The 13,042-nt window shown below is 58.9% G+C and carries 12 protein-coding genes; 10 read left to right on the top strand and 2 right to left on the bottom strand.

Annotation, left to right across the window (positions count from 1 at the left end):
- Positions 1 to 24: 24 nt before the first annotated feature.
- The gene (locus tag ACR0J4_RS15500) at positions 25 to 1,038 is read right to left on the bottom strand and encodes a LacI family DNA-binding transcriptional regulator (RefSeq protein ID WP_480668720.1); all 1,014 of its coding nucleotides are present in this window, start codon (positions 1,036 to 1,038) and stop codon (positions 25 to 27) included.
- Positions 1,039 to 1,269: 231 nt separating this feature from the next.
- Between ACR0J4_RS15500 and ACR0J4_RS15505 the strand changes: the two genes are divergently transcribed.
- The 6 genes from ACR0J4_RS15505 to ACR0J4_RS15530 all read left to right on the top strand — a co-directional run bounded on the left by ACR0J4_RS15505 (position 1,270) and on the right by ACR0J4_RS15530 (position 7,453).
- Entirely contained in the window at positions 1,270 to 2,574 is a 1,305-nt protein-coding gene (locus tag ACR0J4_RS15505) for an extracellular solute-binding protein (protein WP_170376927.1), read from the top strand.
- A 72-nt stretch (positions 2,575 to 2,646) separates the two neighbouring features.
- Complete coding sequence (locus ACR0J4_RS15510) at positions 2,647 to 3,528, top strand: ABC transporter permease subunit (RefSeq protein WP_170641106.1); 882 nt, start codon at positions 2,647 to 2,649, stop codon at positions 3,526 to 3,528.
- A gap of 11 nt (positions 3,529 to 3,539) precedes the next feature.
- Positions 3,540 to 4,433 carry an ABC transporter permease subunit gene (locus ACR0J4_RS15515; protein ID WP_170641104.1) on the top strand — a complete coding sequence of 298 codons (894 nt, stop codon included), beginning with the start codon at positions 3,540 to 3,542 and terminating at the stop codon, positions 4,431 to 4,433.
- An 11-nt stretch (positions 4,434 to 4,444) separates the two neighbouring features.
- Entirely contained in the window at positions 4,445 to 5,491 is a 1,047-nt protein-coding gene (locus ACR0J4_RS15520; RefSeq protein ID WP_170641102.1) for a sn-glycerol-3-phosphate ABC transporter ATP-binding protein UgpC, read from the top strand.
- A complete protein-coding gene (locus ACR0J4_RS15525; RefSeq protein ID WP_480668721.1) occupies positions 5,488 to 6,507 on the top strand; it encodes an endonuclease/exonuclease/phosphatase family protein in 1,020 nt (339 codons plus the stop codon). The genes ACR0J4_RS15520 and ACR0J4_RS15525 overlap by 4 nt, the downstream gene beginning before the upstream one ends.
- 205 nt (positions 6,508 to 6,712) lie before the next feature.
- Positions 6,713 to 7,453, top strand: a complete 741-nt coding sequence (locus ACR0J4_RS15530) for a 4'-phosphopantetheinyl transferase superfamily protein (RefSeq protein ID WP_170641100.1) — start codon at positions 6,713 to 6,715, stop codon at positions 7,451 to 7,453.
- A 133-nt stretch (positions 7,454 to 7,586) separates the two neighbouring features.
- On the opposite strand, the gene ACR0J4_RS15535 is transcribed toward ACR0J4_RS15530, so the two are convergent.
- The gene (locus ACR0J4_RS15535; RefSeq protein ID WP_480668722.1) at positions 7,587 to 8,615 is read right to left on the bottom strand and encodes an SMP-30/gluconolactonase/LRE family protein; all 1,029 of its coding nucleotides are present in this window, start codon (positions 8,613 to 8,615) and stop codon (positions 7,587 to 7,589) included.
- A gap of 115 nt (positions 8,616 to 8,730) precedes the next feature.
- On the opposite strand from ACR0J4_RS15535, the gene ACR0J4_RS15540 reads away from it, so the two are divergent.
- The 4 genes from ACR0J4_RS15540 (at position 8,731) to ACR0J4_RS15555 (ending at position 13,042) form a co-directional block, all read left to right on the top strand.
- Complete coding sequence (locus ACR0J4_RS15540) at positions 8,731 to 9,780, top strand: patatin-like phospholipase family protein (RefSeq protein ID WP_170641098.1); 1,050 nt, start codon at positions 8,731 to 8,733, stop codon at positions 9,778 to 9,780.
- 133 nt (positions 9,781 to 9,913) lie between these two features.
- Positions 9,914 to 10,927, top strand: coding sequence for a catalase (locus tag ACR0J4_RS15545; protein WP_170554847.1), 1,014 nt, complete (start codon positions 9,914 to 9,916; stop codon positions 10,925 to 10,927).
- 4 nt (positions 10,928 to 10,931) lie between these two features.
- The gene (locus ACR0J4_RS15550; protein WP_170641096.1) at positions 10,932 to 11,648 is read left to right on the top strand and encodes a hypothetical protein; all 717 of its coding nucleotides are present in this window, start codon (positions 10,932 to 10,934) and stop codon (positions 11,646 to 11,648) included.
- On the top strand, positions 11,645 to 13,042 hold the full coding sequence (locus ACR0J4_RS15555; protein ID WP_170472334.1) for a Dyp-type peroxidase: 1,398 nt from the start codon (positions 11,645 to 11,647) through the stop codon (positions 13,040 to 13,042). Before ACR0J4_RS15550 ends, ACR0J4_RS15555 begins: the two co-directional genes overlap by 4 nt.

Here is a 13,042-nt window from a genome sequence, read left to right on the forward strand (position 1 = left end):
CAGGCACGTCGGGCCGTATCAGCGTCAATGGGTACCGCGCGGGACAAAGAAGGGCTCGATCAGAAGAGTCTCACTGGCCTTAGCCGGTTCAGCCAGACGCTTTTCGAGCAAGGTGATCACATGTTCGACCGACAGGTCGATCGGATTGTTGATCGTGCTGAGATTGAACGCAGGCCACCCGGCCATTTCAATATCGTCAAAGCCCACAATCGAGAGTGTTTCGGGCACGTCCACGCCCAGCTCTCGCGCAGCGGTCAACGCCCCGATCGCGCTGGCATCGTTGGCACAGATCAGCGCATCGAGGCTGTTTTCCCGCAGCAATTTCTGTGCTGCCTCGTAACCAGAACCAACCGTGAAATCTCCGACCTCTTCCGCGATCAGGGACAATCCTGCGGCCACCAAAGTGTTGACCACCCCGGCCCTGCGATCATCTGAAGATCCGAACTCGGCGGCACCTGCAATGAACCCAAACCGTGTGCGGCCCTTGTCCAACAGAACACGGGTCGCGATGGTCATCCCGTCAGCATTCTTACAGCACACGTTGTCGATCCCCGCCGCATCAACGATCCGCCCGGATGAGATCATGGGGACCCCGAATTTGCTGCATTGCTCCACAAGCGCGCCGGGCATGCTGCCCCCGCGCAGAATCAAAGCATCCAGCGGATAGCGCAAAACGTGATCCATGGCTGATTCCGCGCTCTCGCCGCTGCCATCAATCAGAATCGGCCACTTGTTCAGAGTGTTCAACTGCCCGACCAACCGGTTCACGAACTCTGAGTCGTAGGTGCTCCGCTTGTTGCCCACAAAGACCGCTACGAGGTGCGATCGCCCCCCCTTCAACCCCGCCGCCAACGCGTTGGGTTGATACCCCATACGATCGGCCATACGCATGATTTTTATACGTTTTTCTGCATCAAGATAGGCGCCGGGCGTAAACGCTCGGGACACGGCCGAGCGGGACACGCCCGCCGCATCGGCAACCGCCTGCGCCGTAACGCGGCGCGGTCTGTCCAGTTGTTTTTTGCTGTCATCAACCACGCCTAAGCTGTCCATCTTTTTTGTCGAATTTGTCAATATTGCTAGAAATCTTTCATCGAACTGTCATACGTTAACAGTATGTGGTCACGTGTGCAGTTTGCGGACGTGTTCCACTGATGCGGGTCGGAGGCTGTGCGCGAAAAACGCCGCAGGGGAGCCTGCATGAAAACTGGCACATAATGCCAACGGTCTTTTTGCTGCAAAGGGCCGATACCGAACCGGAGGATCGAAATGAACAATCTGAAGTTTTGCGCAACAGCTGCCGCGCTCGCGTTCACCGCGACCGCAGCTTTTGCAGAAACCGAAATCACTTGGTGGCATGCCCATGGCGGGCAGCTGGGTGAAACCGTCAACAAGGTTGCCGAGAAATTCAACGAGTCGCAGGACGAATACACAATCACTCCGATCTACAAGGGCAGCTACGAAGAAACGCTGACCGCAGGGATCGCTGCCTTCCGCGCGGGCGAGCAGCCCAACATCATGCAGGTGTTTGACGCAGGCGCCGCCACTGTGATCGCGGCCAAGGGCGCGACCGTTCCGGTTCAGGACTTGCTGGCTGAAAACGGCGTCGAATTCGACATCAATGACTACATCGCTGGTGTGCGTTACTTCTATGCCGACAGTGATGGCAAGATGATCGGGATGCCGTTCAACTCGTCGACCCCGATCCTGTATTACAATGTCGACGCTCTGGAAGCCGCGGGCGTGACCCCGCCGAAGACATGGGAAGAGTTCCAGTCGACCACCGCTCCGGCGCTGAAAGAGGCCGGCTACATCCCGCTCAGCCAGTCGCACCTGCCCTGGATCTTCACCGAGAACTTCATGTCGCGTCACAACCTGCCGTTTGCGACCAACAACAACGGCTATGATGGCATGGACACCGAGATCCTGGTCAACAACGACGCGATCAAGGCGCACTTCACTGCCGTGACCGAGTGGAAAGACAACGGCATGTTCGAATGGTATGGCACCGGTTGGGGTGACAACGCAAAACCGTTCGAAGAAGGCAAGGTTGCCATGTGGCTGGGCTCGTCCGGTTCCTTCGGCGGGTTGCTGCAGAAAGACCTGGGCTTTGAATTCAGCGCGGTCGAGCTGCCCTATTGGGAAGCCGTCACCGCTGAGCCGACCCAAACCTTCATCGGAGGTGCCGCTCTGTTCGCGATGTCGGGCAAGTCGGACGAGGAAAACAAGGCAACTGCCGAGTTCTTCCGCTTCCTGACCGCACCTGAGACCCAGTATTTCTGGCACCAGGAAACCGGTTATGTCCCGATCACCGAGGCCGCTTATGAAGCCGCCAAGGCAGACGGCCACTATGACCGCTACCCTGCCGCCGAAGTTGGCGTAAACCAGCTGCAAGCCAAGGCCGGTGACAACACCAAGGGCTACCGCATGGGCTTCTACGTTCAGATCCGCGACATCATGAACCGCGAGTATGGCCGTATCCTGACCGGTGAGACCGACGTGGAAAGCGCGTTCCAAAACATTGAAGCTGAAGCCAACGAATTGCTGGCGCGCTTCGCCAAGACTCAGGGCTAAGGTTCTGGGATCACCCCCAAGATGGTCGCGCCTTTGGGCGCGGCCATCCCCCATTTTGCAACTGGACGAACAATGAAACGCGCGGGCTTCGACACTATCTGGCTTCCTGTGGCGCTGCTGCTGCCGCAGCTCATGATCATCGCCATCTTCTTCTACTGGCCCGCTGGATGGGCGCTGCAATCGTCGTTCTTTTTGCAAGACCCGTTCGGGTTCGGTTCGACCTTTGTGGGGGCGGACAACTACACATCATTGCTGGGCAATGATCAGTACAAACGCATCGCGTGGTTTACTGTTGTCTTCTCCATTCTGGTCACCTTCTTTTCTCTGGCCATCGCGCTGTTGCTGGCGGTGAAGGCCGACAAGGTGATCCGAGGGGCGAGATCCTATCGCACCCTGCTGATGTGGGTCTACGCGATCGCACCCCCGGTTGCAGGCTTTCTGGGCATTCTGTTCTTTGATCAAAGTACTGGCCCCATGACCAAGTTCTTCGGGATGTTCGGCTGGGATTTCAAGCTGGGCGTTGACTACAACGCCACCGCAACAGCAATGATCATCGTCGCGGTGTGGAAACAGATCCCGGTCAATTTCATCTTCTTCCTGTCGGGCCTGCAATCCATCCCGCGCTCGGTCCGCGAGGCGGCCATGATCGACAACCGCTCATCCACGCGGCGGTTCTGGGATGTGACTTTTCCTCTGCTGGCCCCAACCGCGTTTTTCCTGCTGATTATCAACATCACTTATGCCCTGTTCGACACGTTCGGCATCATCGACGCACTGATGAAAGGTGAGCCGGGCAACAACCCGATGACGCTTGTCTACAAGGTGTATCTGGATGGCTTCCGCGGCAACGACCTTGGTGGATCATCCGCGCAATCCGTGGTGTTGATGGCCCTTGTTCTGATCCTGACCGTCTTCCAGTTCCGGCTGGTGGAACGCCGGATTCACTATACCTGAGGGAGGATATCATGGCCGACACCACACTCGACACACCCGCCGTGACCCGCAAACCCCGCCGAATCCGCTGGGAAACGATCGGAGATCACTTTGTCCTCATCCTTGGGTCCTTGCTGATGATCCTGCCGCCTCTGCTGGCGCTGACCACAGCCAGCCACGATGCGGTCACCATCCACCGCGAGGGCATCCAGCTGGGCCTTGGCGGCGACCTGGGCAAGAACTTCAACGCCGCCATGTTTGAAAAAGGCGGGTTCACGCAGACCGTTGATGGCACCTTGATGCTGATGAACTCATTCATCCTGGGCATCGGCTTTGCGGTGGGCAAGATCATCATCTCGATGATGGCAGCCTATGCCATCGTCTATTTCCGTCTGCGCTTTGCAACGCTGGCTTTCTGGGTAATCTTCACCACCCTTTTGCTGCCGCTCGAGGTGCGCATCCTGCCCTCCTACGAGGCGATCCAGAAATTGGGCCTGACCAACACCTATACCGGTCTGATCGTTCCCCTGATCGCATCTGCCACAGGCACGTTCTTCTTCCGGCAGTTCTTTATGTCCGTCCCCGAAGAATTGGCCGAGGCCGCCCGGATCGACGGCGCAGGGCCGTGGAAGTTCTTTATCGACATCCTCGTCCCGCTCAGCCGCACGATGATTGCCGCGATCTTCATCATCATGTTCGTCTTCGGCTGGAACCAGTACCTGTGGCCGACGCTGATCACAACGGATGAAAGCTTCTTCACGCTGGTCCGGGGCATCAAACAGATCGTGCTGACCTACACCGACAGTCAGATCCCCGAGCATGGACAAGCGTTGGCGCTGGCCATTGTTGCGATGATCCCGCCGGTGGCGATCGTCATCTTCTTCCAGAATTGGTTCGTCAAGGGCCTCACAGAATCCGACAAATAAGGAATACGCGCATGGCTCAGGTATCATTAGAGGGCATCCGCAAGGTCTATCCCAACGGTTTCAAGGCCGTTCAGACCACAAGCTTCACCATTCAAGACGGCGAGTTCGTCGTTCTGGTCGGTCCTTCAGGATGCGGCAAATCCACACTGTTGCGCATGATCGCGGGGTTGGAGGATATCACAGAAGGTACACTGAAAATCGGCGACCGGGTGGTCAACGATGTGGACCCTGCGGATCGGGACATCGCGATGGTGTTCCAGAACTACGCGCTCTACCCGCATATGACGGTGCGCAAGAACATTGGATATGGCCTGAAGAACCGCGGCACGCCCGCGACCGAGATCGCAGCCAAGGTCGAAGACGCCGCCAAGATGCTGAACCTGACCGAATATCTGGACCGCAAACCGGCGCAATTGTCTGGTGGTCAACGCCAGCGCGTCGCCATGGGCCGTGCCGTTGTGCGCGACCCTGCATTGTTTCTGTTTGATGAACCTCTTTCGAACCTCGATGCAAAGCTGCGCAACCAGATGCGGATCGAGATCAAAGCCCTGCAGCGTCGTCTTGGCACGACGGCAGTTTACGTAACCCATGACCAGGTCGAGGCGATGACGATGGCCGACAGGATCATTGTTTTGAACGCTGGCCGGATTGAGCAGATCGGTACCCCCTCTGAGATCTACCACAATCCGGCTTCTACCTTCGTCGCCTCGTTCATGGGTGCCCCACCCATGAACCTGATCAAGGCCGAAGCGTCAGACGGGCAGGTCCGCCTCAACGGCTATGACGGGCTGATGCCCGCGCCACAGGCCGTCAGCGGCCCGGTGACCATGGGTGTACGTCCCGAGGATGTCGAACTGGATGAGAACGGATCCGTCTCGTTCCAGGTCGACATCCTCGAAGAACTTGGCGCGCATCGTTTGCTGCACGGAACGCTTGCGGACCAGCCATTTACAGTCATGGTCGGCAAAGACCATAGCGTGCACACGGGCGAAACCCGCATCACCCTGAAACACGACGCCCTGCGTCTGTTTGACGTGGAAACGGGAAAAGTCCTTTGATCACAAATACTGTCGCTACTTTGCCCGAGGTCACATCAGACCAGCGGGCTGAAATCATGGCCGCCCCGCGCACAACGCAGGCGCATCGCTCGCTAATGGCATCCTTGCCGGCGATGAACACGCTGCAATTGGGCGGCGAGGCCAAAGCGGCCCAACTGACGGCGCAGATCACCGTCGCTGCCTGGAATGTTGAACGCTGCCTGTTTCCCGAAGAAACCGCCGCGCATCTGGACCCGATTGCACCAGATATCGTTCTGCTCTCCGAGGTCGATTGCGGCATGGCCCGCACCGCGCAACGCCACACCACTGAAGAGGTCGCTCGCGCCCTTGGCATGACCTACGCCTTTGGCGTCGAATTTCACGAGCTTGATCTGGGCGGCCCGACCGAGCGCGCCTTTTGCACCGATGATTTCAACACGACCGGCTGGCACGGCAACGCCGTCCTGTCCTCGGTCCCGTTTGAGCGCACGGCTTTGATCCGGTTGGACGACCACGGCCACTGGTTCACTCCGGAAAGCGGCGCTGCCGACCCTGAACAACCCCGGGTCGGCGGGCGCATGGCCATTGCCGCCGTGGTGCCCTCCGAGAAAGGGCCGATTTGCGTGGTCTCCACCCATCTGGAAAGCAATTCCGCCGCTGAACACCGGCAAGGTCAGTTCGAACTTCTTCTACGGGAGATTGACGCCTTCGCCCCCGACATGCCCGTTCTGATCGGCGGAGATCTGAACACCGGCAACCACCTTCCCCCCGATTTCGACTGGCGCCGCGAAACCTTGTTCGCTCTGGCCGAAGATCAGGACTATTCGTGGGCGTTTACGGCCGAGGGCGACACGACCCGCCCCAGTCTGATCACACCGCACCCGGATCGAAAGATGAAACTGGATTGGCTGGCCGGGCGAGGTCTCACGCCCGTAGACAAAGGCGTGCTGAGTTCAATCTCGGCCACTGGCACACCGCTGTCCGACCACGACTGCGTGTGGACAAAGGCCGATATCTCGGCACTTTCAGACGCATAATCCAATTCCGATTGTAGTCTGACACGCGTCTACGAGATTTGAAGACATGAGGGGCGCTGAGCCCCCCAACCCTTTACGCGAGAGGTAGGTTTTGTCGGATGCTCAAATGGTTCCCTACATTTCAAGCTGCCCCACTGTGCAGGCGTCATACAATTTGAAAAACCGGATTGACGTGGCGCGACGCTTGAGGGAAGCCAAGGGGGCCATGACACCGCCTGCCCAACACCTCTCTTCCCTTGAAACGCGCTCCGATGGGTTCCTGACGGACGTGGGGGCCATGGACATCGGGTCTGCGACAGCGACTGCTGTGATCGCGAGGTTTGATCAATCTCGTTTTGAAGATGACCTTTTCACGAAGTTGTGCGTCGACCGACCGGATCGTTTGGACAGGGCCGTTGAAAAGCGAAAGGCTGAGTACTTTGCAGGCCGCGCCGTAGCCATTGCCGCTTTGGCGTCAACGGGGCATGCGTCGACGCAGATCGCGACGGGTCCCAACCGAGAGCCGATCTGGCCCGCAGGCGTCGCAGGTTCGATCACGCATTCAAAGGGGCGCTGTGCCGCGATTGTCTCCGATCAGCCCGGCACTTTGGTTGGCGTCGATATTGAGGACATCGCCGAAGGATCCTCACTGGATGCGATTTTCAAGGTCGCTTTGCAGCCCGAAGAAACCCGGCTGATCCGGGAAAGCGACGCGCAGGCGTTGATGGCAACGCTTGTATTCTCGGCCAAAGAGACACTCTACAAAGCCCTATTCCCGGCAGTTCAACAGTTCTTTGGTTTTGACCATGCAGAACTACACTGCGCGCCCAGCGAAACCGTCCTGAGGCTGCGGTTGACTAAATCGTTGAATAAAACGGTCACGGCAGGGGCGGTCTTCGACATTGGCTACCGACAACTGGACCGCAGCGTTATTACCTGGCTTATCACACCCACGCCTGCAGACTAAGCCTCGGCAGTCCGGCCAAGGCCTTGTCCGTCTGTTTCTTTGTCGACGGATTACACCTGCGACACATCCTCCGTTATCGGCCATGGCTCAAGCATATGCTGATCTCGACCGCGCAAAACCGACGGTCCTTACATCAAGCCGTAAACTCCAGCTTCAACCCCGGACGCGGCCATCTGGCCTTGTAGATTTTGCCCGTGCTGGAGGCGGTGATCCAGATATCCTGCATGTCGTCACCGCCGAAACACATATTGGTCGTGAAAAGATCAGGGATGGCGACATGTTCCGTTGATCCATCGGGGCTGAACACCGTGATCCCGCCGTTGAAAATCGTCGCCACGCAGACCCGGCCATCGGCCTCGACCTTGAGACTGTCGAGCCATTGGTACCCCGGCAAGGTCTGAACCACCTGCCCCGGCATCCCCGGAATCGGGCCGGGCTCGACCTGGCCCTTGCCCGTGATCTTCATCGCCCAAAGCCGCCCAAACACCGTGTCCGAGACGTAGACGGTGCCGCCATCCGGCGACAGCCCGACCCCGTTGGGCATCGGGATCGTAGCAGCCTTGATAAGTGTCTTGCCGTCGATCGTGGCATAGTACAGCCCGCCATAGCGCGTAGATTCCGCGTCCTCGATCCCAGTGTCCGTGAACCAGAACCCGCCATCCTTGTCGAAGACCAGATCGTCGGGCGCGATGAGCCGTTTCCCCTCGTAGGAGTCAAACAGCATCGTGACCTCTCCGGTCTCAAGATCGACCCGATGCACGGACCCACCCTTGTAATGCGGGCGAATGGGGGCGGGGACGGTGATATCGTCGGGACCGTAAGGCACGAAACTGTAAACACCGCCGTTGTTGCAGACGTAAGCCGCGCCATCGGGGCCGATCGCCACGCCATTCGGGCCGCCGGGGATTTCGGCCACCACACTGACGGTGCCATCGACGGACAGGCGCACGAGGGTCTGCTCTTTGATATCCACGAACAGGACCGAGCCATCATTCATCGCAACCGGACCTTCTGGAAAGCCCAGCCCGCTGCACATCTCATGTAGTTCCAACGCCATAGCCTCAACTCCCTGATTGCGCCGTGGCCCCGGTGGGGTCGGCCATTGCGGGCCAAGCCCGTCCTTTTCGCGGCGAACTGTGCTGACAAATACAGGTTTTCGCAAGGCTTTTTCCAATTTGCTATGCGGGATAAGCCTCAACGGGTCGCAAAACGGCTGGCTTTTCCCAGCCCAGTTATCCTAAAACCTCCTACAACTAAAAAGCGATGAGGCGCATCGAATGGCATTCAAACTTGTGTCCTGCGATGGCGGGGGGATCAGGGGCTACCTGACCTGCTTGATCCTGCAAAGCTTGCAGGAGGAGACCGGCGTTCTGGACAAGGCGGACGGGTTCGCCGGCACCTCGACCGGTGGGCTGATCGCCGTGGCGCTGGCGGATGGCCGGACGCAGGGCAAGGATATGGGCCGGCTGATCGGCGACCTTGCCGCGCATTACCGCGAAGATGCCGACAAGATCTTCCGCGAAAACGAACACAGCTTTCTGGACAAGGCGCTGGATGAGGTGCTGCGGCGGTTCAAACTAGGCGGCGGCCCGGGCATCACCGCCTCGCAATACAATGCGACCGGGCTGGAGGAGATCGGACGCAGTCTAGTTGGAGACCGCAAAGTCAACTCTCTGTCCCCGGATCTGGTTCTCGCGGTCAACACCGTGTGCCTGCATCGCAGCGACAAGGTAGGGTGGTCCCCGTTCACTATCACCAACCAGACGCTGGGCTACGAGAAATGGTTGGATATGAGCGATGTCGGCCTGTTGGATGTCGCCATGGCAAGTTCGGCCGCGCCATCCTATTTCCCGCCGCATCAGATCATCTCGGATGGAGTGGACTACGGCTATTTCGCTGATGGCGGGGCCTTTGCCAACAATCCAGTGATGAACGGCATCAACGTGGCCATCGCGGCAGGCCGAGCCGAGGGTTTGGCACATATCGAGGCTCTGTCGATCGGCACCGGTCAACAGCCCACAGATATCTCGGAGGAGATGATCAAGAACCCCGACGACTGGGGCCTGCTGAAGTGGTTCGGGATCACGTCGGGCGCGCCTCGCGGTGCTTTGATCGAACTGCTGCTAACCACATCGGCTGAGAACCAGTATTGGATGGCCCATCTCGTATTGAAAGAGCGGATGGTGCGTCTGAACCCTCCGCTGCCCAAGGTCGTGGGACTGGCAACACACCGACCTGAATCCTACGATCTGATGGAGAAGGCATTCTACACCTGCCGGCAAAGTGAATATTGGACCCGTGCCAAAGACATGCTGAACAAATGGTAGCCGACCTCAGTTTTGTGTGATCAAACAGTGGCTTCGCCGGGTTTTATGTATTCTTCCTGTTGCCTTTGCCCAACCAGTGTTTATGGTTAACGCCACATTTTTGGGGTAACTTCAGTTAACAGGTGGTCCAGTCATGAGCGATCCCGGCCTTGCCGAGAAGCTGGTAGAAGTTCTGCATCGTCCTGATGGTGATCTGGCCCTGCGCCCCGTTCACACAATCGGGATCAGTGCGACCGGCTATTTCAAGCCCACACCCATCGCCCGGAATTTCTGCGCCGCGGATCACTTCACCAATGAAAAGACGGATGTGATTGTTCGGTTTTCGAACGGATCGGGCTGCGCCGTGGTGCATGACGGCTGGTCCGATGTCCGGGGGCTGGCGGTGCGGTTTCACCTGTCGGACGGGTCCGATACCGACCTGATCGCGATGAATCTGCCCGAATTCTTCACGCCGACGCCCGAGACGTTTCTGGATTTCGCCGAGGCCGCCAAACCCAAGCTCTACAACGGCCAGACCCCCTGGCAGAAAATCTGGAGCTACCTTCAGCTGATGCTGCCTGAACGCGACCCCTATCCGGGCGAGACGATCAGCCCGGACGAAGGTGCCATCGGGTTTGCCGACCGAAACGCCTATTCTCAGCTTGGTGTATTGCAGGCCGCCCAGATCGGAGCGCCGACCAGCTATGCGCGGGCGGCCTATCACGCCTGCCATACATTCATCGTGACCGGAGCGGAGGGCGTACGCCGCTGGGTGCGGTTTTCGTGGCAACCCATCGCAGGCGTGCTGAACACCGACCCGGATGAGACCCCCGTGGATGACTATCTGCAGGCCGAACTCAGGGAACGTCTTGCCAAGGAACCTGCGCGGTTCTCGCTGATGATGACAATCGGTGAGGTCGGAGACGATTTCAACAACTCCTCGCGCCCCTGGCCGCCCCATCGCAAGCGGATCATGATGGGCGTTCTCACGCTGAACGCCGTGCCTGAAGATCAGATAGAACAGTCTGAGAAGCTCAGCTTCAATCCCGGTTTGCTGACCACCGGCATCGAGGCTTCGGATGATCCGGTGCTGAAAATGCGCATCGACTCGTACAAAATCTCAAGCGCTTGGCGCGGCGGGTCCCCTTGCCCGTTCTCGAAGGGGTAAGGTCATGACTCGTCAGAACAGCTGGTTCAACCGCTACGTCAACACCCTGCCGGATCGGGGATGGTTCAAGTTCCTGTCGCGCTACATCGTTGTGCCCTATTGGCACTGGCGCGATCCCAAGCCGAAACTGCCCGGTGGCCCGCGTCCCTCACCGCAACCCAGCGAGAACGTGCAGCGTATGATGAACCTGATCATGCCGCTGAAAGACCCCTCGCCCGCTGGACGTGCCCATGCTGCTCTGGCCATCGCGCAAAATGTCGAAGAGATCTTTGCAGGGCTCGACAATGTCGGAACGGTGCATTTCGCCCGGTTTCTGCTGATCGACGACAAGATCTGCATGATTTCGGTCTATGACGGCGATTTCAGCAATTACATTCGGGATTTCATCACCACCATCGGCAGTGTGTTCAACGACGTCATCTCGCTTGTGGACGGGGCGGAACACCTAATCCCGACCGAGCACAACGTCGAAGAGTTCATCGACTGGGTCCATGAGCACGACCTGTTTCAGGCGCCCGATTTCCCGACCGACCTGTTCGACCTGCAGGATGAGGCCAAAGGGCTGCCTCCGAACCAGCCGCCGCATCGGCTGGAAACCCTCCCGCGTGCGTTTGTTCTGCAACTCTACGCGAACCCTAACCTGTCGCTGGGGGGCGGTTATCGCGCCTATCCGGGCGTTTCCGCCGCGCAAGTGCGTCAAAAATTTGGACAAGGCTGGTGACTACAAAACTCGATCTCGCCGACATTCAGGGCAATATCCTGCGCGGTTATCGCCGCGATCTGGTGCGCCATCTGTTTCTTGAAGTCACCGACCGCGCCGCGGCACGCCAGTTTCTGGCAACCGCTGTCGATGGCGGCAGTGACACCGTCCCCGAAATCACCCGAGGTGTGTTGTGGGAGGTTAAACCGCCCTTCTGTTTTAACGTTGGCCTCACGTATGCTGGGCTACGCGCCCTTGGCACCGCACCCGAGGATCTGAAGACCTTCCCCAGCGAATTCGTGCAGGGCATGACGAAACGCGCGATGAAACTGGGCGATTTCGGCACCAGCGCGCCGGATCACTGGCCTGCTCCGTTTGATCAGCCCGACCGGGTTCACATCATGGCGTCGGTCTATTCCGACGTTCAGGATCACCTCGACCTGGTCGAGGAACAGGTTGGCGCGGCCTTCACTATTCTGGGCAAACGCGACGGTCGCAATCTGGCCGATAGCAAGGTGTTTTTCGGCTATGTCGACGGCATTTCCCAGCCCCGGTTCGAGCAGGTCTATGACCCCGAGCAAGCCGGTGTCGATGAACCGATCGACCCGTTGGGCACAGCCCTTCTGGGTTATCCCACACGGCAGGAGGGCGTGGTGTTCCGCGTCCCCTCGCCCAATGCGCTTGGGTTCAACGGGTCGTTCAATGCGTTCCGTGTTCTGGCGCAGGATGCGGCCGGTTTCGAGGCCTATCTGGACAAAGCCGCCGATGATCTGATGGATCACCCGGATCGCGACAAACTGGTCGACCCGAACAATCTGGATCGCATCGGCGAAGGCTTGGACATCCACGGCGCGTTGCGCGAAGTCGTCGCGGCCCAGATGTGCGGGCGCTGGCGTAACGGCGTTCCATACGAGCTGTCACCAGACGCGCAATGGCCCGAGCATGAGGTCTCGCTGACGAATTTCAACTACAACGCCCATTCCCGCTGTCCTGCCGGGTCACATTTGCGACGGGGCAACCCGCGCGGCGGTCGAATCGTACAGCGCATCGCCAATTATACGCGACGACTGGTGCGGCGCGGCATGTCCTACGGTCCAGACTTCGACCCCCAAAACCCCGACACGGCTGAGCGCGGCCTGCTAGGCAGCTTCATCGGCGCCAATATCGGCGCACAGTTTGAAGCGGTGATGTGCGACTGGATCAACCTCGGCCTGCACGACCCGACAATCACAGGGGCCAATGACCCTCTGCTGGGGGCGAACACGCCGGAAACCAGCTGGTTCGACCTCAGCCTGCCGGATGGCGACACGATCCGCCTGCACGGCTTTCCCCGCCTGATACACACACGCGGCGGCGCGTACACTTTCCTGCCCAGCCTGACGGCGATCAAGTACCTGTCCGGATTGACGAACTAG

The organism is Ruegeria sp. B10, assembly GCF_056539825.1.

Excerpts from the sequence above, each read along its gene's own strand:
- ACR0J4_RS15520 (WP_170641102.1), top strand. The coding sequence starts at position 4,445 with ATGGCTCAGGTATCATTAGAGGGCATCCGCAAGGTCTATCCCAACGGT.
- ACR0J4_RS15530 (WP_170641100.1), top strand. The coding sequence starts at position 6,713 with ATGACACCGCCTGCCCAACACCTCTCTTCCCTTGAAACGCGCTCCGAT.
- ACR0J4_RS15550 (WP_170641096.1), top strand. The coding sequence starts at position 10,932 with ATGACTCGTCAGAACAGCTGGTTCAACCGCTACGTCAACACCCTGCCG.
- ACR0J4_RS15515 (WP_170641104.1), top strand. The coding sequence starts at position 3,540 with ATGGCCGACACCACACTCGACACACCCGCCGTGACCCGCAAACCCCGC.
- ACR0J4_RS15540 (WP_170641098.1), top strand. The coding sequence starts at position 8,731 with ATGGCATTCAAACTTGTGTCCTGCGATGGCGGGGGGATCAGGGGCTAC.
- ACR0J4_RS15505 (WP_170376927.1), top strand. The coding sequence starts at position 1,270 with ATGAACAATCTGAAGTTTTGCGCAACAGCTGCCGCGCTCGCGTTCACC.
- ACR0J4_RS15510 (WP_170641106.1), top strand. The coding sequence starts at position 2,647 with ATGAAACGCGCGGGCTTCGACACTATCTGGCTTCCTGTGGCGCTGCTG.
- ACR0J4_RS15545 (WP_170554847.1), top strand. The coding sequence starts at position 9,914 with ATGAGCGATCCCGGCCTTGCCGAGAAGCTGGTAGAAGTTCTGCATCGT.